This is a genomic window from Arthrobacter globiformis, from assembly GCF_030815865.1.
GTDB classification, from domain to species: Bacteria; Actinomycetota; Actinomycetes; order Actinomycetales; family Micrococcaceae; genus Arthrobacter; species Arthrobacter globiformis_B.
Genome location: NZ_JAUSXI010000001.1, coordinates 1,886,938 through 1,906,273 on the forward strand (window position 1 = coordinate 1,886,938; position 19,336 = coordinate 1,906,273).

At 65.9% G+C, this 19,336-nt stretch carries 21 protein-coding genes and 1 tRNA gene; 14 read left to right on the forward strand and 8 right to left on the reverse strand.

Annotated features, from left to right (window positions below):
- Window positions 1–82: 82 nt before the first annotated feature.
- The 6 genes from QFZ33_RS08595 to QFZ33_RS08620 all read left to right on the forward strand — a co-directional run bounded on the left by QFZ33_RS08595 (window position 83) and on the right by QFZ33_RS08620 (window position 5,405).
- Window positions 83–964 carry a phage holin family protein gene (locus tag QFZ33_RS08595; protein WP_307026593.1) on the forward strand — a complete coding sequence of 294 codons (882 nt, stop codon included), beginning with the start codon at window positions 83–85 and terminating at the stop codon, window positions 962–964.
- A 56-nt stretch (window positions 965–1,020) separates the two neighbouring features.
- The gene (locus QFZ33_RS08600; RefSeq protein WP_102970805.1) at window positions 1,021–1,644 is read left to right on the forward strand and encodes a CDP-alcohol phosphatidyltransferase family protein; all 624 of its coding nucleotides are present in this window, start codon (window positions 1,021–1,023) and stop codon (window positions 1,642–1,644) included.
- Window positions 1,644–2,552 carry a DMT family transporter gene (locus QFZ33_RS08605; RefSeq protein ID WP_307026596.1) on the forward strand — a complete coding sequence of 303 codons (909 nt, stop codon included), beginning with the start codon at window positions 1,644–1,646 and terminating at the stop codon, window positions 2,550–2,552. The genes QFZ33_RS08600 and QFZ33_RS08605 overlap by 1 nt, the downstream gene beginning before the upstream one ends.
- Window positions 2,553–2,659: 107 nt before the next feature.
- Window positions 2,660–3,856: a glycosyltransferase gene (locus QFZ33_RS08610; RefSeq protein ID WP_307026598.1), complete on the forward strand. Its 1,197-nt coding sequence runs from the start codon at window positions 2,660–2,662 to the stop codon at window positions 3,854–3,856.
- 147 nt (window positions 3,857–4,003) lie between these two features.
- Window positions 4,004–4,077 (forward strand) — tRNA-Ile (locus tag QFZ33_RS08615).
- Between the two features lie 137 nt (window positions 4,078–4,214).
- Window positions 4,215–5,405: an acyl-CoA dehydrogenase family protein gene (locus tag QFZ33_RS08620; RefSeq protein WP_307026600.1), complete on the forward strand. Its 1,191-nt coding sequence runs from the start codon at window positions 4,215–4,217 to the stop codon at window positions 5,403–5,405.
- Between the two features lies 1 nt (window position 5,406).
- Here QFZ33_RS08620 and QFZ33_RS08625 read toward each other — a convergent pair whose 3' ends face one another.
- On the reverse strand, window positions 5,407–5,940 hold the full coding sequence (locus tag QFZ33_RS08625) for a M23 family metallopeptidase (RefSeq protein WP_307026601.1): 534 nt from the start codon (window positions 5,938–5,940) through the stop codon (window positions 5,407–5,409).
- Between the two features lie 421 nt (window positions 5,941–6,361).
- On the opposite strand from QFZ33_RS08625, the gene rpsB reads away from it, so the two are divergent.
- From rpsB to QFZ33_RS08655, 6 genes are all read left to right on the forward strand, one after another.
- Window positions 6,362–7,285, forward strand: a complete 924-nt coding sequence (rpsB, locus tag QFZ33_RS08630; RefSeq protein WP_214850571.1) for a 30S ribosomal protein S2 — start codon at window positions 6,362–6,364, stop codon at window positions 7,283–7,285.
- A 126-nt stretch (window positions 7,286–7,411) separates the two neighbouring features.
- Window positions 7,412–8,248 (forward strand): translation elongation factor Ts, encoded by an 837-nt coding sequence (gene tsf, locus QFZ33_RS08635; RefSeq protein WP_307026604.1) that lies wholly within the window; start codon window positions 7,412–7,414, stop codon window positions 8,246–8,248.
- Between the two features lie 125 nt (window positions 8,249–8,373).
- The gene (pyrH, locus tag QFZ33_RS08640) at window positions 8,374–9,111 is read left to right on the forward strand and encodes a UMP kinase (protein ID WP_190606905.1); all 738 of its coding nucleotides are present in this window, start codon (window positions 8,374–8,376) and stop codon (window positions 9,109–9,111) included.
- A gap of 99 nt (window positions 9,112–9,210) precedes the next feature.
- A complete protein-coding gene (frr, locus tag QFZ33_RS08645) occupies window positions 9,211–9,768 on the forward strand; it encodes a ribosome recycling factor (RefSeq protein ID WP_307026607.1) in 558 nt (185 codons plus the stop codon).
- Window positions 9,768–10,691: a phosphatidate cytidylyltransferase gene (locus QFZ33_RS08650; RefSeq protein ID WP_307026609.1), complete on the forward strand. Its 924-nt coding sequence runs from the start codon at window positions 9,768–9,770 to the stop codon at window positions 10,689–10,691. The genes frr and QFZ33_RS08650 overlap by 1 nt, the downstream gene beginning before the upstream one ends.
- Window positions 10,692–10,809: 118 nt before the next feature.
- The gene (locus tag QFZ33_RS08655) at window positions 10,810–11,397 is read left to right on the forward strand and encodes a DivIVA domain-containing protein (protein WP_373427246.1); all 588 of its coding nucleotides are present in this window, start codon (window positions 10,810–10,812) and stop codon (window positions 11,395–11,397) included.
- Between the two features lie 48 nt (window positions 11,398–11,445).
- On the opposite strand, the gene QFZ33_RS08660 is transcribed toward QFZ33_RS08655, so the two are convergent.
- From QFZ33_RS08660 to QFZ33_RS08675, 4 genes are read right to left on the reverse strand one after another with little or no spacing between them, the layout of a single operon-like run.
- Window positions 11,446–12,912 carry a sodium/solute symporter gene (locus QFZ33_RS08660; protein ID WP_307026611.1) on the reverse strand — a complete coding sequence of 489 codons (1,467 nt, stop codon included), beginning with the start codon at window positions 12,910–12,912 and terminating at the stop codon, window positions 11,446–11,448.
- A gap of 22 nt (window positions 12,913–12,934) precedes the next feature.
- Window positions 12,935–13,297, reverse strand: coding sequence for a hypothetical protein (locus tag QFZ33_RS08665; RefSeq protein WP_307026613.1), 363 nt, complete (start codon window positions 13,295–13,297; stop codon window positions 12,935–12,937).
- Window positions 13,294–14,013, reverse strand: coding sequence for a LytR/AlgR family response regulator transcription factor (locus QFZ33_RS08670; RefSeq protein ID WP_307026615.1), 720 nt, complete (start codon window positions 14,011–14,013; stop codon window positions 13,294–13,296). Before QFZ33_RS08670 ends, QFZ33_RS08665 begins: the two co-directional genes overlap by 4 nt.
- A gap of 60 nt (window positions 14,014–14,073) precedes the next feature.
- On the reverse strand, window positions 14,074–15,270 hold the full coding sequence (locus QFZ33_RS08675; RefSeq protein ID WP_307026617.1) for a sensor histidine kinase: 1,197 nt from the start codon (window positions 15,268–15,270) through the stop codon (window positions 14,074–14,076).
- 162 nt (window positions 15,271–15,432) lie between these two features.
- Between QFZ33_RS08675 and QFZ33_RS08680 the strand changes: the two genes are divergently transcribed.
- Complete coding sequence (locus QFZ33_RS08680; RefSeq protein ID WP_307031727.1) at window positions 15,433–15,816, forward strand: DUF485 domain-containing protein; 384 nt, start codon at window positions 15,433–15,435, stop codon at window positions 15,814–15,816.
- Window positions 15,813–17,429 carry a solute symporter family protein gene (locus tag QFZ33_RS08685; RefSeq protein WP_307026618.1) on the forward strand — a complete coding sequence of 539 codons (1,617 nt, stop codon included), beginning with the start codon at window positions 15,813–15,815 and terminating at the stop codon, window positions 17,427–17,429. Before QFZ33_RS08680 ends, QFZ33_RS08685 begins: the two co-directional genes overlap by 4 nt.
- Window positions 17,430–17,544: 115 nt before the next feature.
- Here QFZ33_RS08685 and QFZ33_RS08690 read toward each other — a convergent pair whose 3' ends face one another.
- The 3 genes from QFZ33_RS08690 to QFZ33_RS08700 form a co-directional block, all read right to left on the reverse strand.
- On the reverse strand, window positions 17,545–18,153 hold the full coding sequence (locus QFZ33_RS08690) for a hypothetical protein (RefSeq protein WP_307026620.1): 609 nt from the start codon (window positions 18,151–18,153) through the stop codon (window positions 17,545–17,547).
- Between the two features lie 22 nt (window positions 18,154–18,175).
- Window positions 18,176–18,580 carry a DUF4383 domain-containing protein gene (locus QFZ33_RS08695; protein ID WP_307026622.1) on the reverse strand — a complete coding sequence of 135 codons (405 nt, stop codon included), beginning with the start codon at window positions 18,578–18,580 and terminating at the stop codon, window positions 18,176–18,178.
- Window positions 18,581–18,708: 128 nt separating this feature from the next.
- The gene (locus QFZ33_RS08700; protein WP_307026624.1) at window positions 18,709–19,272 is read right to left on the reverse strand and encodes a hypothetical protein; all 564 of its coding nucleotides are present in this window, start codon (window positions 19,270–19,272) and stop codon (window positions 18,709–18,711) included.
- Window positions 19,273–19,336: the final 64 nt, after the last annotated feature.

A 19,336-nucleotide genomic window follows, 5' to 3' on the forward strand; every position in this document is an offset into this window, starting at 1 on the left:
TTGTCAGCGGGGGCGCGCGGACGCACCGGGATCCCCCGCAGCAGCGAAAAAAATCGACGACGGAACCAGTAAGGCGGAACCTATGAGCGGGCGTCACAGCGGGCGGACCAACCAAGGACTGCGTATCACTGCGCTGCCAAAGACAGTGAAACTGGCCCTCAAACTTGCGCCGCGCCAGCTCAATGATGAGATCGCCCTGGCCAAGATCGAAGCGAAGCGCAAAGGCAAGCAGCTTGGCGTCGCCGGAGCCTTCTTCGGCGTGGCCGGCTTTTTCCTGGCACTGCTGGTCACCGGCCTGATCGTGGCAGCCATCATGGGCCTGGCCACCATCATGCCGGCCTGGCTGGCTGCGCTGCTGGTCAGCGCGGTATTCCTGCTCATTGCACTCATAGGCGGGCTCATCGGCCTCCGGAAGTTCAAGCGCGCCATGCCGCTGATTCCGGAGGACACGGTCCGCGGCCTCAAGCATGATCTGGGCATTGCCAAGGAGGGCTCGGACTTCGACGCCGCCGTGCTTGATCCCAAATCGCCCCAGGCCAAGGCCGCGGCCGAAGCAAAGGCTGCCGAGAAGGCCCGGGCCAAGGCTGATAAAGAAGCTACGAAGGCGGCTGAAGCAGTGGACATTCCTGTGGCCACCGAGCCTGAACTCCGCCGCCGGCTGAAGCAGCGCCGTGAACACCTGACCGGCGTGCGGGACGAGCTTGGCGAGGAACTGGACGTGAAGACCCAGGCCCAGGCCCTGCTCGGCGTCGCAAAGCACCGCGCCGCGGAGGGCAACGAGAAGTTCCAGGAGGCGCGCGAACGTGCCGCAGAACGCTTCGGCGCCCTGTCGGCATCGGCCCGCTCCGGGGCTTCGGAGGCCTCGCTGCCCGGCCAGTTGGGGGCACGCTGGAAGCCGCTGCTTGCCCTCGCAGCCTCAACCGCCGTCCTGCTCGCGCTGCTGCGGAAGCTCTTCAAGAGCTGAGCCTTGCCCTGAACGAAGACTGTAAGAGGCCCGCCGGCCGTGGAGAGGGAGGCCTGATGAGATTCATCGGCGCTGGTTCCCGTCCCGGCCGGCCGCATGTCGATCGCGATCTGGTCTTTACCGTCCCCAACCTCCTTACGGTACTGCGCTTCATGGGCGTGCCGATCTTCATCTGGCTTGTGCTGGCCCAGAAGGAGTACGGATTGGCCGTGCTGGTGTTGGCCATCATGGGCAGCACGGACTGGGTGGACGGCTACGTCGCCAGGCGGTTCAACCAGGCCTCCAAACTGGGGCGCGTCCTGGACCCCATCGCCGACCGGCTGGCCCTGATTGCCGTTGCGGTCACCCTGGTGATAGCCGGCGTCGTGCAGTGGTGGTACCTGGCAGCGCTGGTGGTTCCCGATGCCGTCCTGCTGGGCATGTCCCTGTTCTATTTCCGCAGCCACCCCGACCTTCCCGTCAGCCTGGTGGGCAAGGCCCGCACCGGCCTGCTGCTGCTGGGAACTCCGCTCCTGGTGCTGTCCAAGCTGTCCATTCCGTTCGCCGGAGCATGGTTGGTCGCGGCATGGGTGGTTCTGGGGCTGGGGCTCGTTGGCCACTGGATTGCTGCCTACAACTATTTCTGGGCGATCCGCCGCAAAGGGAAAATGCAGACGGCCGACGACGGCGGGAACGGCTGATGGTCTGGGTTGCGGTTTTGCTTGCGGTCATGGGCGCCTTTTGCCTCGCCTTCGGTGCCCAGCGCCAGGGCAGTGCCGTCAAGGCGGACACCGGCGGTCTTGCGCTGAGCTCCAACGGTTTCCTGCGCCTCCTGCGGAACCCCCGGTGGGTCTTCGGCCTCCTCCTGCTCTGCATGGGTATGGCGATGAACTCCGTAGCACTGGTCACGGCACCCCTCACCGTGGTGCAGCCCATTGGCGCCATCGCCCTGGTGGTCACCACCGTGGTCAATTCCAAGGACCAGGGCCTGAGTATCAATCGTGCCACTGTGGTAGCAATCACCTTGTGCGTGACGGGATCGGCGCTGTTCGTCCTGCTGGCCGTCAACGTCACGCAGGAAAGCCACCTTGTCACGCCTGAAGACGAACTAACGGTTGTGCTGCTGCTTTCCCTGGCGGTGGGCATCTTCGGCAGCCTCGCCGCCATGTTCAAACACCATATGAGCGCGTTTATTTACATCCTGGGTGCCGGCATCCTGTTCGGCTTCGTGGCCGTGCTGACCCGGATCATCGGCAAACACCTGCTGGACCCGAACGGCCTGGTCCTGCTGAACGTACCGTGGTATTCAGTGGTTGCCATCGCAGCGGCCGGGGGACTGGGGTCCTGGTTCGTCCAGAGCGCATACTCCACCGGTCCGCCCGATCTGGTGATTGCCGGTCTCACCGTGATCGACCCTATTGTGGGCATCGCGATCGGCATCACGATCCTTGGCGAACTGCGCCCCGATGTCCACGCCGTCTTGGCTATTGCCATGGGTACGGCGGCAACCCTTGCTATCGTGGGGGTAATTGCCCTTTCAAGACACCATCCCGAGGTCACCAAACGGAAGAAGGACGTTCGGAAGGCCACGGGCAGGGCGTCCCACTAGCCGGTTTTTACTGCGGACCAGGCAAGAATGTGCCGGTGCATCACGTGCCGGCACCGGCCGGTGTGGTCAGCCGCAGCCGACCACCATGACCACCAGGAGCTTTCTACGTGACCATGCCCGACGCCCAGCGTCCACTGACCATCCTTATCGCGGCCGACACGTACCCGCCACACGTTAACGGAGCCGCCCAGTTCGGCTACCGGCTGGCCAAAGGCATGACGGCTCGCGGACACGACGTCCACGTGCTGGCCTGCCGGCAGGATAAGGGCAAGAGCTTTACGGAGTTCCGCGCCGAAGCCACTGTTCACCGACTCCGCTCGCACGGCGTTTTCACGCACGAATACTTCAGGGTCTGTTTCCCGTGGGAGATCAAGAAGGAAATCAGCCTCCTGTTCGACAAGGTCCAGCCGGACGTAGTGCACATCCAAAGCCACTACATGATCGGCGAGCACGTCCTGTATGAGGCACTGAAGCGCGGCATCCGCATCGTCGCCACCAACCACTTCATGCCGGAGAACCTCAACCCGTTCCTGCCGTTTCCGCAGTGGTTCAAGGACATCATCGGGAAGATCTCCTGGAAGGACATGGGGAAGGTCATGGGCCAGGCGGACGTCGTTACGACGCCCACGCCGCTCGCCGCGAAGGCGATGCACCAGCATGCCTTCCTGCGCAAGGTGCTGCCGCTGTCCAACGGCATCGACTCCGCAGCGTATGAGCCCAAGCCGGACGAAGGCATTGAGCCGCACGAACACCCGACGGTGCTGTTCGCGGGCCGCTTGGCTGAGGAGAAGCACGTTGACGTGCTGATCAAGGCGGTCGCCGCCACCCCTGCCGACCTGAATGTCCATCTTGAAATCGTCGGCGGCGGCGAAGTGCGCCCGTCGCTCGAGGCCCTGGTGGAACGGCTCGGACTACAGAACCGGGTGAAGTTCCTCGGCCTGGCCAGCGATGACGAACTCCGTGAGGCCTACATCCGGGCCGACCTGTTCTGCATGCCCGGTACCGCGGAACTGCAGTCGCTGGTCACGCTGGAGGCCATGTCGGCATCAACGCCGGTCCTGCTGGCGGACGCCATGGCCCTTCCGCACCTTGTGCGCGATGGCGAGAATGGCTACCTGTTCACGCCGAATGACAGCGCGGACCTCTCAGCGAAAATCACCCGCATTTTCCGCTTGCCGGCAGAGGAGCGGAAAGCCATGGGCGACGCCAGCCGCTGCATGGTGGAACCCCACAGCATCCAGGGGACGCTGCAGACGTTTGAGGATCTGTACTACGGGGCAAACTACGAGGACAAGGTCGTCTAGGCTCCAGGTCGTCTGACGGCCAGCGTTGTCTGAAGTGGTCTGAAGCCCTCCGCCGGTTTGCTAGAGTGAATCTGCCCAGCCGACGACGGGCCCCTCACGGGCCGCCGCTGGCCGGGCGCACCCTCCCGGTAGTCGGGGCCGGTGCACGGGGCTATAGCTCAGCTGGTTAGAGCGCGGGACTCATAATCCTAAGGTCCTCGGTTCAAGTCCGAGTAGCCCTACCCTCAGGGCCCTGATCTGCGTCTGCGCGGATCAGGGCTCTTTCCCTTTTCCGCTGCGCTGGGATATGTTACTGACCAGTAACTATTCCGCCGGCGCCGTGTTGTTCCGCGGCTGCCGGCCACTGCGAAGGAGCGCCATGTCCGCCGTTGAAACCGACATCAACAGCCTGCCCTACGCCGACGGCGACTTCTTCTTCTTCGAACAGCTGCTCAGTCTCAAGGAGCGGGACAGGCTGGCCGAGGTCCGCTCCTTCCTGGCCCGGGAAGTGAAGCCGATTGCTGTGGACTGCTGGAACCGCGGCGAATTTCCAATGGACCTGATTCCAAGGCTGGCCGAGCTCGACCTCGTCAGCCCGGTGCGGCGCCAAGGCTACTCCAACCTCTTCGCCGGCATCGTTCACGCGGAGGTTACCCGCGCAGACACGTCCATTGCCACCTTCATGGGTGTGCACGACGGGCTTTTCACCGGCTCCATCGAAGCCCTGGCTTCCAGGGAGCAGCAGGATGCCTGGCTGCCCGACATCTACTCGCTGCGCAAGATCGGGGCCTTTGGGCTGACGGAGCCCCTGGGTGGTTCCGACGTCGCCGGCGGCACGCGCACCACTGCAAGGCGGGACGGCGACCGCTGGATCCTCAACGGTGCCAAGCGCTGGATCGGCAACGCAACATTCTCCGACTGGGTAGTGGTCTATGCGCGCGATGTGGCCGACAACCAGGTCAAGGCTTTCCTCGTGGACACGGCGCTGCCGGGGTTTAATGCAACGAAGATCGAGAACAAGATCTCGCTGCGGACCGTGCAGAACGCGGACATCACCCTTGAAAATGTGGTGATGCCGGACTTCTTCAAGCTGGCCAACGCCAACAGCTTCCGCGATACCAACAAGGTCCTGAAGGTCACCCGCCTCGCCGTGGCCTGGCAGGCAGTGGGCCAGCAGCTCGCCGCCTTCGACGTGGCCCGGCGCTACGCCGTGGAGCGGCACCAGTTCGGGCGCCCGCTGGCCTCCTTCCAGCTGGTGCAGAGCCAGCTGGTCCAGATCCTGGGGAACGCAGTCAGCTCCATGGGCATGATGGTGCGGCTCGCCCAGCTCGAGGATGCAGGCCAGGCCAAGGATGAGCAGTCGGCCCTCGCCAAGGCCTTCACCACCGCGCGGATGCGGGAAAGCGTGGCAATCGGCCGCAGCCTCCTCGGCGGAAACGGCATTGTGACGGACTTCGAGATGGCGAAGATCTTCGCCGACGCCGAGGCGATCTACTCCTACGAGGGCACCCACGAAGTGAACACCCTGGTGGCCGGCCGGGCCGTCACCGGCGTCTCCGCGATCGTCTAGGTCAGTTCAGCGGCAGCAGCACAGAGGGCCGCAGGTCCAGGATGAAGGACAGCGGATTGAGGTACTCCTCTCCGCGGCGGACGCCCCAGTGCACGCAAGGTGAAGAGCCGCAGTGGCCGGCCAGCAGGGTGCCCACCACGGCGCCCTTGGCCACGGAAGCGCCCTTCTTGAGCGTGCTCCGCACCGGTTCGAAGCTGCTGCGCAGCCCATTGCCGTGATCAATGGTGATGACGGGCCGGTCCACCACCACGCCCACAAAGCTGACGGTGCCGGACTCCGGGGCGGTGACCGGACCGCCGTCGGACGCGGATCCAAGGTCCACGCCCCGGTGCCCGCTCAGCCACGGCTTGTCCGGGAGATCGAACGGGCGCAGAACCGCCGGCCGTGGCGCAAGTGGCCAGCTCCAGCCCGATGGCGCCGGCGTAGTGGCCCGGGCGGGGGAAGCTGCTGGTAAAGCGAACGGCGCGGGTGCAGCGGAAGGTGCGGCGGCCGCCGTCGTGAGCAGGAGCAGCGCCGCCATCACATAAGCTCTCATGTTCCCAGCATGGGCGCCCGATCCGCCGGCCGGAACGGGGCCTTTGGCCTATGTGGAAAACGCCGGCCGGCGCAGCAGAACCGGTGCATTTGCCGCGGTCCGCTGTAGTACACTTGGTGGAGCAGTTTGCTGTGCCCTCAACGCATTCCATTTCGTGGCTAGCGTCAGCACGCCCCATTCAGGAGTGCGGGGGAGCAGCAGCTGACTACGCGTATCCAGCCCTCCACAACCGGTAAGCAGTTGCTTGCTGGTGCGGAGGATTGTGCCTCTTGCGGTCAGGCCCGGCAACGGTCCTGATGAGATGTGCAATGGATGCCAGGAGCTTGTGCCCTCCGGGCCAGGCTAAATAACCGTCAACTATTGGCAGGGTAAGAGCGGCCGCGGCCGCTCTCATGAATGACCTGCCGGAAGGAGCGTCGGCATGCCCGTCGTAACCATGCGCCAGCTGCTTGACAGCGGCGTCCACTTTGGACACCAGACCCGCCGTTGGAACCCGAAGATGAAGCGCTTCATCTTCACCGAGCGCAACGGCATCTACATCATTGACCTCCAGCAGTCGCTGTCCTACATCGACCGCGCCTACGAGTTCGTCAAGGCCACCGTTGCCCACGGCGGCACCGTGCTGTTCGTCGGCACCAAGAAGCAGGCTCAGGAAGCCATCGCCGAGCAGGCCACCCGCGTTGGCCAGCCGTACGTCAACCAGCGTTGGCTCGGCGGTATGCTCACCAACTTCCAGACTGTTGCCAAGCGTATCCAGCGCATGAAGGAACTCGAAGAGATCGACTTCGACGACGTCGCCGGCTCCGCTTACACCAAGAAGGAACTGCTGCTTCTGCGCCGCGAGCTCACCAAGCTCGAGTCCAACCTCGGCGGTATCCGCAACCTGACCAAGGCACCGTCCGTGCTGTGGGTTGTTGACACCAAGAAGGAGCACCTGGCTGTTGACGAGGCCAAGAAGCTCAACATTCCGGTTGTGGCCATCCTGGACACCAACTGCGATCCGGACGAAGTCGACTTCCCGATCCCGGGCAACGACGACGCCATCCGCTCCGTGAACCTCCTGACCCGCGTTGTTGCTGACGCCGTTGCTGAGGGCCTGATCGCCCGTAACCAGCGCGCAACCGGCACCACCGAGACCCCGGAAGAGCCGCTGGCTGAGTGGGAGCGCGAGCTCCTCGAAGGCAGCAAGACCGAGGAAGCTCCGGCTGCCGAGGCTGCTCCGGCCGCCGAGGAAGCTCCGGCTGCCGAGGCTGCTCCGGCCGCAGAGGAAGCCCCGGCTGCCGAGGCTGCTCCGGCCGCAGAGGAAGCTCCGGCTGCTGCCGAGGGCACCGACTCCGCGAAGTAACAACTTCATCGGGATTTCCGGGCGCTGTCCGCAGCGCCCGGGCAACTGACAGGATGGCAGCTCACCGAGTGAGCTGCCGTCCTGTCGGTCCGTACACACAAAAATTTTCTAGACAGAGGGGTTCACATGGCGAACTACACTGCCGCTGATATCAAGGCTCTGCGCGAGCGCACGGGCGCCGGCATGATGGATGTCAAGAAGGCTCTCGACGAAGCCAACGGCGACGCCGAGAAGGCAATCGAGATCATTCGCATCAAGGGCCTCAAGGGCGCCACCAAGCGCGAAGGCCGCTCCACCGCTGAAGGCCTGGTTGCTGCCAAGGTTGCGGGCGGCGTCGGCGTAATGATCGAAGTCAACTGCGAAACCGACTTCGTCGCCAAGGCTGACAAGTTCATCCAGCTGGCCGACAAGGTCCTGGCCATCGCCGTCGAGTCCGGCGCTGCTGACCTCGAAACCCTGCTCGGCACCGATGTTGACGGCAAGCCGCTGTCCGAGGTTGTCGTCGAAGAGGGCGCTATCCTCGGCGAAAAGGTCGTTGTCCGCCGCATCTCCCGCATCGAGGGCGCCACGGTCGACGCTTACCTGCACAAGACGTCCAAGGACCTCCCGGCCCAGGTCGGCGTCCTGTTCGCTGTTGACGGCGAAGGCGAAGCAGCTGCCACCGCCGCGCACGATGTTGCCGTTCACGTTGCCGCTATGGCTCCGAACTACCTCTCCCGTGAGGACGTTCCGGCCGAGCTCGTCGAGTCCGAGCGCCGCATCGCCGAGGAAACCGCAAAGGCCGAGGGCAAGCCCGAAGCTGCGATGACCAAGATCGTCGAAGGCCGCGTTACCGGCTTCTACAAGGGTGAGGTCCTGGTTGACCAGGCTTTCGCCAAGGACGCCAAGAAGTCTGTGGCGCAGGTCCTCGAAGAGGCCGGCGTCAAGGGAACCGCCTTCACGCGTTTCCGCGTCGGCTCCTAGTCTGACACGCAAGGGGGTGGCCACTTCGGTGGCCGCCCCTTTTGCATGCACCGGCCATATAAGAAATGTGAGCGCTGGCCGGATGCGCGATAACCTAGCTCAGAGTTCACCAACCGGAAGGCACCATGGAAGCCGTCAATACTCCCGTCCAGTCAGAGAAGAGCAGGCGTCGGGTTCTCCTGAAGCTGTCCGGTGAAGTCTTCGGCGGCGGCAAGCTGGGCGTCGACCCGGACACCGTCCGCGCAGTAGCCAAGCAGATCGCTGCCGCCGTTCCCGACGTCGAGGTTGCCATCGTGGTTGGCGGCGGTAACTTCTTCCGGGGTGCCGAGCTGTCCCAGAGCGGCATGGACCGTTCGCGTGCCGACTACATGGGCATGCTGGGAACCGTCATGAACTGCCTCGCCCTGCAGGACTTCCTGGAGCAGGCCGGTGTTGAAACCCGGGTCCAGAGCGCCATCACCATGGGACAGGTGGCCGAGGCCTACATTCCGCGCCGCGCCATCCGCCACATGGAGAAGAACCGCGTGGTCATCTTCGGTGCGGGCGCAGGCCTGCCGTACTTCTCCACGGACACCGTGGCCGCCCAGCGTGCACTCGAGGTGCACGCCGACGTGGTGCTCATGGCCAAGAGCGGCGTGGACGGCGTGTACACCGCCGACCCGAAGAAGGACCCGAGCGCTGAGAAGCTGGAAAAGCTGAGCTACGACGACGCACTGCGCCGCGACATCCGCGTCATGGACCAGACCGCCATGACCATGTGCAAGGACAACAAGCTCTCCATGGTGGTGTTCGGCATGGAAGGCGAAGGCAACGTCACGCGGGCCATCCGCGGAGAAAAGCTGGGAACACTGGTCACGCCCTAGTTACAGCTAGGATATTTCTAGGATGGTTCCGCCCATTGGGCGGGACCAGGATTGTGAAATGCCCCGGTTGGCCGGGGAACGAATTTCTGAGGAGAGACCGTGATCGAAGAAACCTTGCTCGAAGCCGGGGACAAGATGGACAAGGCTGTTGAGGTAGCCAAGGAAGACTTCGCCTCGATCCGGACGGGCCGCGCCACACCCGGCCTGTACAACAAGGTCATGGTGGAGTACTACGGGACCCCCACCCCGCTGCAGCAGCTGGCATCCTTCGCGGTTCCCGATGCCCGCACCATCCTCATCACCCCCTACGACAAGACCGCCCTGCGCGACATCGAGCGGGCACTGAGCGATTCCGAGGTTGGCGCCAACCCGTCCAACGACGGCAACGTCATCCGCATCACCATCCCGGAGTTGACGAAGGAACGCCGCAAGGAATACGTCAAGATCGTCAAGTCCAAGGGCGAGGACGCCAAGGTGTCCATCCGTAACATCCGCCGCAAGGCCAAGGAAACTTTGGACCGGCTTGTCAAGGACGGCGAAGCCGGCGAGGACGAGGGCACCCGCGGCGAAAAGGAACTCGACATGATCACGAAGCAGCACGTCGAGGGAATCGACGAGCTCCTCAAGCGCAAGGAAGCTGAGCTGCTCGAGGTCTGATGGGCCAGGCACAGCAGGCCCCCGGTGCGCGGGCCCGAACACGGACCCGCCAGCCAAGGCCCAACCCCACCCCTGGGGCCGGGCGCAACCTGCCGGCCGCAATCGCCGTGGGCCTCGCCATGCTCCTTGCGGTGCTCGGCGGGCTGCTCTTCCTGCCGCTTGGCTTTGTTGCCGTCGTCACTGCCTTCGCCGCCTTCGGCGTGTGGGAGGTCTTCCGCGCGCTCGAAGCGAATGGCACGCGCCTGCCCATCGTGCCGGTCATGGTGGGCACGGTGGCCATGCCGTTCTCGGCCTACTTCGGCGGGCTGGAAAGCCTGCTGTTCGCGATGCTCGCCAGCAGTGTGGCGGCGCTGCTGTGGCGGTCGGTGGAAAGCGCGACGGGTTCGTCCCGCAGCATTTTCGCCGGGGTTTTCACCCTCGCCTGGGTGCCCTTCCTGATCAGCTTTGCCGCGCTGCCGCTGCACGTGGAAGGCGGCGCCTCCCCGGTGGGGCCGTGGCCCGGCGGAACAGTGCCGGAGGGCGCGTGGCAGATCGTCATCCTGCTGCTCCTGGTGGTTTCCAACGACACGTTCGGTTACCTCGTGGGCGCCCGGCTGGGCAAGCACCCCATGGCGCCAAAGATCAGCCCGAAGAAGTCCTGGGAAGGGTTCGCCGGATCCATCGCCGGCGCCATGGTCGTCGGGATCCTGGCCAGCATCTTCCTGCTGAACAAGCCCTGGTGGGTGGGCGTCGTGCTGGCGGTCGGCATGGTGGCGGCCGCCACCGCCGGAGACCTCGCCGAATCGATGGTCAAACGCGAACTCGGCGTCAAGGACATGAGCAGCATCCTGCCAGGACACGGCGGGGTGATGGACCGGCTGGACTCGATCGTGTTCGCGTCGCCGGTGGCCTTCATGCTGTTCGTCCTGTTTTCCGGGGCCTGAGTTTCCCAGACTTGTTTTTCCCAGCAGGGGCTTCCCGGCATGTGCCTCCGGCACCCGGCCCTCCGGAACGCCCTAGAATAGTGCGGTTACGACCCGCCGAAGAAGTATCGAAGGAAACATGGTGAGAGTGGACAGCAAGCGGCAGATTCCGGCGTCGTTCGAACGCGTGGCGCGGACGGACTACGGCTACAACGCCAAGCAGGTGGACCAGTTCCTGCAGCAGGCCCGCGTGTCACTGGAGACGCCCGAGGCTGCCACCCACCCCGTCAAAAGCGCCGATGTCCGGTCCGTCTCCTTTGACCCCGTCAAGGGCGGATACTCGGCCATCGCCGTGGACGCCGCACTTGACCGGCTTGAAGACGCCTTCGCCCGCCGGGAACGGGACGACCTCATCGCCGAACGGGGCGAGGACGCCTGGCTCCGGCAGATCGGGCAGCTTTCCGGGACACTCCGCGGCCGCCTGCACCGGCCCGACGGCGAGAAGTTCCGTCGCCCGGTCAAGAAAAACGCACGCAGCTACAACACCAAAGATGTGGACGCCCTGTGCCGGGACCTGATCGGCTACCTGGAACAGGACAAGCCCCTCAGCGTTGACAACGTGCGCCGGGCCGTCTTCCGGCCTGCCGCCGGCAAGGAGGGCTACGAGGAGACCCAGGTGGACGCCTTCCTCGACCGTGCGGTCGAGCTCATGGCCGCCATCGACTGACGGCCTGGCCGCTCGGTTGGCCTGGCCGCTCGGCGTTGGCCTGGCCGCTCAGCGGTCCGTAACCAGCGGCCGCTCGGGCGTGTGCAGCCTGGTCATCACCCTGGTGATGGTCCGCGGCACCCGGGAACTGGTGGCACGCGAGGTCAGGACCATCACGGTGAAGGCTGCCGGCACGGTCCATGCGGCGGGCTGTGCCAGCCATGGCGGCGTCCCCGTTACGCCGAGCACCGTCCCCGCCGCCATGGCGCCGCCGCACAGCAGGCCACCGGTCATCATTCCGGCGATGGCGCCGGCGTCGGTCAGGCCTCGCCACCAGATGCCGAGCAGCAGGACCGGGCAGATCGTGGACGCCGTGAAGGCGAAGACCAGGCCCACGCTCCCGGCGAGGGCCAGTGAGTCCGTCATGAGCGCCAGACCCAGCGGAACGATGATCGAGACCAGGGCCGCCACCCGGAAGCCGCGCACACTGCCGCCGAGGACGTCCTGGCTGATCACACCGGCCAGCGAGACGACGAGCCCGGACGTTGTGGACAGGAAGGCGGCGAAGGCCCCTGCCACGACGAGCGCGGACAACAGGTCGCCGGCCGGGCCCCCGACGAGGCGGCTTGGAAGCAGCAGCACCAGGGCATCCGCCTGCCCCGCCCGTGCCAGGTCCGGGGCGAACAGGCGCCCGGCCAGTCCGTACGCCGTCGGAAACAGATAGAAGACAGACAGCAGGCCCAGCACGATCAGCGTGGTCCGGCGCGCCGATTGCCCGTCGGGATTGGTGTAGAAGCGGACCAGGACATGGGGCAGTCCCAGCGTTCCGAACAGCAGGGCAACGAGCAGTGAGATGCTCTGGTAGGGGCTGGCCGGATCCGCCCCACCCGGGTTCGCGGCCACTGCCGCCAGGGCTGGAGCGCCATCCTCCGCCAGGACCAGCAAAATGAAGATGAGGGGCACGGCCAGTGCCGTGAGCTTCAGCCAGAACTGGAAGGCCTGGACGAACGTGATGGAGCGCATGCCGCCGGCCACCACGGTTAGGCACACCACCACCACGACGGCGGTCGAACCGGTCCAGGACGGCAGGCCAGTGGTGGTCCGGATGGTCAGGGCAGCGCCGTGCAGCTGCGGGACGATGTAAAGCCAGCCCACCATGACCACAGCAAGGCTGGTGACACGGCGCACGGCCCGCGAATCGAGCCTGGCTTCGGTGAAATCGGGGATGGTGTAAGCACCGGAGCGCCGGAGCGGCGCGGCCACAAACAGCAGAAGCATCAGGTACCCGGCGGTGTAGCCCACGGGGTACCACAGGGCATCCGTGCCGGACAGCAGGATCAGGCCGGCCACGCCCAGGAAACTCGCGGCGGAGAGATATTCCCCGCCGATGGCTGACGCGTTCCACCAAGGCGGCACGGTTCGGGAGGCGACATAGAAGTCACCGGTGGTGCGGGAGATCCGCAGTCCGTAGAAGCCGATCACTGCCGTCGCCACGGAAACGGCGGCCACCGCCGCGATGCCCACTGCCGGATTCACTGGAGGATCACTTTCCGGAGCATTACTTTTCCCCGGCGAGGTCGCAGTAACGGGCTTCGTTCCGTGCCGCGCTGCGGATGTACAGCCAGGCGCTGATCCCGGTCACAGGGTAGATCCCGGCACCCAGCAGGAGCCAGTCGAACGGGATCCCCGCAATCCGGGTTTGCGCCAGCCCCGGTGTGGCGGCAAGCAGCAGCGGAAAGGCGCCGAGGATCAGCAGGAAGCCGCCGGCCACCACCAGGGCAAGCCGGAGCTGGGAGCGGATCAGCGAGCGGACGAACACCTGGCCGACGGCCGACTCCTCGGCGGACTCGCGCGGCTCGGCCGAGGAGCCGGCCAAACTGCGGGCTGCCGACCGGGGCGCCGTGACCCTGACGCGCGTCATGCCTGCGGCCGGATCCTGGTTGCCTCAAGTTTCTCGCGGACGGCCGGCAGGTGCCGCCGGCTGATCGGCAGTTCGGCGTCCTCGACGGAGACGCTGGGGCGGACCGCGGCGAGCTTGAGGTGGGAGACGTGGGCGAGGGCCACCAGATAGGACCGGTGGGTGCGGATGAAGCCCGCGTCCGCCCACTGCTGTTCCAGGTCGGCGAGGGGAACCCGGATCAGGTAGCTGGCATCGGCGGTGTGGAGGCGGGCATAGTCACCCTGCGCCTGGACGTACGTGACGTCGTCGCGCCGGATCATCCTGGTGGTGCCGCCCTGGTCCACGGTAATCATCTCCGGCGTGGCACCGCCATCGCGGATCAGTTCACTGATCCGGCCCACGGAGCGGGCCAACCGCTTGGCCCGAACGGGCTTCAGGAGATAGTCGACGGCCGCAAGCTCGAATGCCTCCAGCGCGCACTCCTCGTCGGCTGTCACGAAAACGACGGCGGGCGGCCGGCTGCTGCGGGAAATGGCCCGGGCGATGTCCAGGCCGGACACCGCCGGCATGTGAATGTCCAGGAAGACGGCGTCCACGGCCTCGGCTTCGAGGACACGCAGCGCCTCGGCGCCGGAGGAGGCGCGCAGGATGGTGCCGATCCTCTCGTCGCGGCCCAGGAGGAAGGCAAGCTCCTCAACTGCCGGGAGTTCGTCGTCGGCGACGAGAACGTTAATCATGGTCCTAGGTTATCTTTCGGGCCCGCTGCTTCGGCCAAAACTCGTCAGGCATCAGCATATTTAGGCATCGTGGTCCGGCTGCGACTTCGGGACCCGCATGGTGATGAGCGTGCCCTCGCCGGGAGCCGTCTCGATCACCAGCCCGTGATCGTCGCCGTACACCTGCCGGAGCCGGGCATCGACGTTCCGCAGGCCCACGTGCTCACCGTCAACGTGGCCAGCCAGCAAGGACTGCAGCTGCACCGGATCCATGCCCACGCCGTCGTCCTCGATGGTGACCTCCGCGAACGCGCCCGAATCGTTGGCTGAGATGGTGATGTGGCCTGGACCCTCCTTCGCCTCCAGGCCGTGCCGGACAGCATTCTCCACGAGCGGCTGCAGGCTCAAAAACGGGATCACCGTGCTCAGCACCTCCGGGGCGATCCGCAGGCTGACCTGTACCCGTTCCCCGAACCGGGCCCGCTCCAGCAGCAGGTACCTGTCGATGCACCGCAGCTCCTCGGCCAGCGTGGTGAAGTCGCCGTGGCGCCGGAACGAGTACCGGGTGAAGTCCGCGAACTCCACCACGAGTTCGCGCGCCCGGGCCGGATCGGTGTTGATGAAGGAGGCGATGGCGTTCAGCGAGTTGTAGATGAAGTGCGGGCTGATCTGGGCGCGGAGGGCCCGCACCTCCGCCTCCATCAGGAGCGTCCGGGAGGCGTCCAGCTCGGCCAGCTCCACCTGTGCGGCCACCCAGTCGGCCACTTCGGTGGTGGCCCGCACCAGCCCTGCGCCCGCCTGCGGTCCGAAGGCCGCCACAGCCCCCACCACGCGCGCGCCGGACCGGACGGGGGCCACGACGGCGGCGGCGACGGATCCGGACTTGGGGGAGTGGAGCTGCAGGTCGGCGGCGTTGAACACCTGGGTCCTGCCGCTGGCGAGCACGTCCGCGGCGAGCGCCATCAGACCGGGACGCAGCTCCTCGGCGGTCCCGTCCCAGGCCAGTACGCCGGATACATCCAGAATGGCCAGCGCGTCACAGCCAAGCAGGGCCCGCAGCTGGCGGCTTGCCTTGGCGGCGCCCGCTGGGTTCAAACCCGTCCGCAGGTGCCGTCCCGCTTTCGACGCGGCGTGGAGGGTGTTGTAGGTGGCCCGCTCGGCGTCGGTGCCCAGCTCGCGGAAGGAGCGCAGCACCTTGAGTCCGACGGCGACGACGACGGCCACCGCGAGCGCGATGACGGCTACGGCGGCCGCGGAGTAGAGAGGGGAGTCCGGCATGCTGCCAGCGTAGCGCGTGCCGTTTGGCGCAGCAGCGACGCCGTTGGCCGACCGGCAACGCGCAACCACTGGAATATCGGCCCGCCGCGGCGCACAGTGATGGCAGTCACATTGGCTGGTGAAGTGCGGCCGTGTGCGACTCAGTCTCAACGAGGAGGAATGATGGGTAACGACGCCCGAACCCCGGCCGCGGCGGCGTCCGCGGACTTCGAAGAAGTCCAGGCCACGCAGCAGTTCCAGGAACTGCGCAAGCGCCACCGTAGCTTTGTGTTCCCCATGGCCATCGCGTTTCTGCTCTGGTACTTCGCGTACGTCATCCTTGCCGCCTACGCCGTGGACTTCATGTCCACCAAGGTGTGGGGCAACATCAACGTCGGCATCATCATGGGGCTGCTGCAGTTCGTGACCACCTTCGCCATCACCGGCTGGTACGTCAGCTACTCGAACAGGCGCCTGGACCCGATCGCCGCGGACATCCGGCACGGCATTGAAGGCCACGAGTATGACAAGTCCGGCAGCAGCGCACAGGGCGGAGGGGCAAAATGATCACCATTCCCACAGCGGTTGACGTCGCCGCACTCAAGGACACCACGCTGCTGAACATGGGCATTTTCGCCCTGTTCGTCGCCGTCACCATGGTCATCGTTCTCCGGGCCAGCCGGAACAACAAGACGGCCGCCGATTACTATGCCGCCGGCCGTTCCTTCACCGGCTCGCAGAACGGCACCGCCATCGCGGGCGACTACCTGTCGGCGGCCTCCTTCCTGGGCATCACCGGCGCCATCGCCATCAACGGCTACGACGGCTTCATGTACTCCATTGGCTTCCTGGTCGCTTGGCTGGTGGCGCTCCTGCTGGTGGCGGAGCTGCTCCGGAACACGGGCAAGTACACCATGGCCGACGTCCTGTCGTTCCGCCTTCGGCAGCGTCCGGTCCGCATCGCGGCCGCCATCTCCACCCTGGCCGTCTGTTTCTTCTACCTCCTGGCCCAGATGGCCGGCGCCGGAAGCCTGATCTCGCTGCTGCTGGGCATCAGCGACTGGGGCGGACAGGCCCTGGTGATCATCGTCGTCGGCGCCCTGATGATCATGTATGTCCTGATCGGCGGCATGAAGGGCACCACCTGGGTGCAGATCATCAAGGCCTGCCTTCTCATCGCCGGTGCCGCCGTCATGACACTCTGGGTCTTGGCCATCTATGGGTTCAACCTCTCCAGCCTGCTGGGCGGCGCGGCCGAGGCGGCGAACAACCCTGCCGTGCTCAACCCCGGCCTGCAGTACGGCAAGACAGAAACGTCCAAGCTGGACTTCATGTCCCTGGCCCTGGCCCTGGTGCTGGGTACGGCCGCCCTGCCGCACGTGCTGATGCGCTTCTATACGGTGCCCACAGCGAAGGAAGCCCGCAAGTCGGTCGTGTGGTCCATTTGGCTGATCGGGCTGTTCTATATCTTCACGCTGGTCCTCGGCTATGGCGCCGCTGCCTTGGTGGGGGCGGACACCATCAAGGGCGCCCCCGGCGGCGTCAACTCGGCAGCGCCGCTGTTGGCCTTCCACCTGGGTGGCCCGTTGCTGCTGGGCTTCATCTCGGCCGTGGCTTTCGCCACGATCCTCGCCGTGGTTGCCGGTCTCACGATCACCGCCGCCGCCTCGTTCGCCCATGACATCTATGCCAACGTCATAGCAAAGGGAAAGGCCGACGCCGACACTGAAGTTAAGGTGGCCCGCCGCACCGTGATCGTCATTGGCATCCTCGCGATCCTGGGCGGGATCTTTGCCAACGGCCAGAACGTGGCCTTCCTGGTGGCGCTGGCGTTCGCCGTGGCCGCCTCCGCCAACCTGCCCACCATCATCTACTCCCTGTTCTGGCGCCGGTTCACCACACAGGGTGCGGTCTGGAGCATGTACGGCGGGCTCGCCTCGGCCATCATCCTGATCGCGCTGTCACCTGTGGTGTCGGGCGGTGCGACCTCCATGATCAAGGGCGCCAACTTCGCCGTCTTCCCGCTGAGCAACCCGGGCATCGTGTCCATCCCGCTGGCCTTCCTGCTGGGCTGGCTCGGCACGGTCCTGGACAAGAGGCAGGAGGACCGCAGCAAGCAGGCCGAGATGGAAGTCCGGTCGCTGACCGGGGTGGGCGCCGAGAAGGCCGTGGAGCACTAGCCGCTTTCGGTTCGTTCAAACTCCGTCTTCGGAAAGCCCAGGAGATCAGGCAGGAGCCCCCGCGCCGCGCGCGGGGGCTCGTGACGTGTTTTCGCCGCTGTCTTGGGCCTGCTACTCAAGGCGCGTGGTGGCCTCCGGTGTGTTCACCGTGCGGCACCGCGAACTGGCCCGCCGTCGACGCGGCGAGTCCCGGCGTCGTGATGGCGGCAACCAGCAGCGCTCCGGCGAAGGCGGCGGCGATCAATGGCCCCGCGCCCAGGCGGGCCGCTATGTTCTGGCCAGAACAGCCGGGAAGATCGGGGGACCTCCGGCTGAGCCACGATATGGCCGCGAGGATCATGAGGGTCAGCAGCAGGGCGGCGAGGTGGCTGACGCCCAGGCCCGCCATGCCGCTCCCTGCGCCCAGCACAATAGCCGCAATGTGCGCGGCGGCAGCGGTGGGCAGCAGGAGGGCGGAGGTCCGCGGCAGAGGGAAACGGTTCCTGCTCAGTCCGGCAACCGTCCACGCCAGCAGGGACGTGCCCCAGAGCATTGCGGCCGCGGCGCCGGCCGCCCTCACTGGGAGGGCCGGCCCGGCGGCCGCAAACAGGCTGGAGGCGACGGCGAGGTTGACCGCTGCGGCGCCGAGCCCGGCAAAGCCGGCGAAGAGCCTGACGGCATTGGAGCGGAACGTTTCCTGCGCTGCCGGGACTGCCGGGGCCGCAGTGATGGACTGGCTGCTCATCATCTTTTAGGCGCGGGGTCTTCTAGGCGCGGGCCGTGGCGGGGACCTTGTCCAGGGACAGGCCGACGCCCAGCAGCAGGACGGCGCTCGCCAGGTGGAGAACGTTGTCCGCACCGTTGAGGGCAATGATGTTCAGAGGTGAGCTGAGCAGGAACAGACCGAGGATGCCCACCAGCAGATACACCGCACCCACAGCCGTGTTGACCGTGCGCGCAAGCTGGACATCCTTGACGCCGGAGTAGAGCAGCGCGGCGCCGATGGCCAGGTGGATCACGTTGTGCAGCGGGTTGACCTCAAAGATGATCAGGTTGGAGCCTTCGGTGGAGAAGAAGCCGACTCCAGACGTCACGGCGAAGCCGACGAGTCCCACCAGCAGGTAGACGGCCCCGAAGACAGTGGCGATAAGACGGTTCGGTGAGTTGCGCATGGCCCAAATTCCTTCCGGTTGCTGGCCCGGGACAGGAGCCCTGGCCAGATTTGCGGAGCCCCGGTCAGGACTCTCGGAAGCTATTCGGGTCCGGTGTGCGCTTGGATGGGTGCGCGGTCAGATAAGGGTCAGGCCTTTGGCCGGAGCTTGATGGTGACCAGCTTCAGTTCGTCCTTGCCGGCGAAGCGGTACACCATTTCGATGTCCTTGCCCTGGCATTTGATGAGCCCGGCGACATCGGCAATGTTGTTGTCGTTCTGCGTGCTGACTTTGAGGTCGTCGTAGGCCGTGGTGCAGGACGGGTCCAGCTGGAGGCTCTTGACGCCTGACGCGAATTCCTCGCGACTCAGCTGCTCCTTGAGGCTCGGGTCCATGTAGTCGTTGTAGGCCTTGTCCGTGTCGCCGGCGATGACCAGTTTGGTGAAGCTGTCGGCGAGGTCCCCGGCCTGCCGGGTGGACCCGCCCACGAGGTTCACCAGGAGCAGGACCCCGGCGATTACCAGCAGGAGCACGCCTGCCACGATGCCCACGACGATCCAGAGGCCCTTGCGGTTGCGGGCCGGAGGCAGGCCCGGCAATCCGAACGGGGAAGGCGGAAGGGACCGCCGGCCGGATGGCCGCTGCTGGTACGGCTGCTGCGGGCCGGGCTGGTAGGGTCCGGGCTGCTGCGGGGGGAGCGGGGGATTGCTCAAGGGTGGGCCCTTTCCGGCACCGCACCAGCGGCGCTCCGACTAACGGGGCACGGCCGGCGCCCGG